The 332-nt window shown below is 48.5% G+C and carries 1 protein-coding gene and 1 pseudogene; both read left to right on the forward strand.

Features of this window, described 5'->3' with window-relative positions; genetic code table 11:
* A partial coding sequence (locus AC2Q9J_RS17750; protein WP_499041990.1) for a cytochrome b N-terminal domain-containing protein occupies nucleotides 1-130 on the forward strand: 130 nt, incomplete at its 5' end.
* Between the two features lie 33 nt (nucleotides 131-163).
* A pseudogene (locus tag AC2Q9J_RS17755) lies at nucleotides 164-332 on the forward strand (menaquinol-cytochrome c reductase cytochrome b/c subunit); the annotation flags it as partial.

Genomic DNA, 332 nt, shown 5'->3' on the forward strand with positions numbered 1-332 from the left:
GATTGTCGGGGCGAGCACACTCGCACGATTCTTCGCAATTCACGTCTTCTTCTTACCGGCGGCATTGTTCGGACTGTTGGGAGCCCACTTCTTGATGATTCGTAAACAAGGGGTTTCTGGACCGCTATAAGCCGATTCGAGGAGAAAAAGGAGGAGAAACGATATGCATCGCGGTAAAGGGATGAAATTTGTAACCGACTCTCGAGTAGGAATCTCGAATCGGAAACAAAACATTGCAAAAGACTATTCAGAATACCCAGGACGCACAGAGGCGTTCTGGCCGAACTTCTTGCTTAAAGAGTGGATGGTAGGGTCGGTCTTCTTGATCGGAT

The organism is Planococcus sp. RAB007_Raresut (assembly GCF_057369535.1).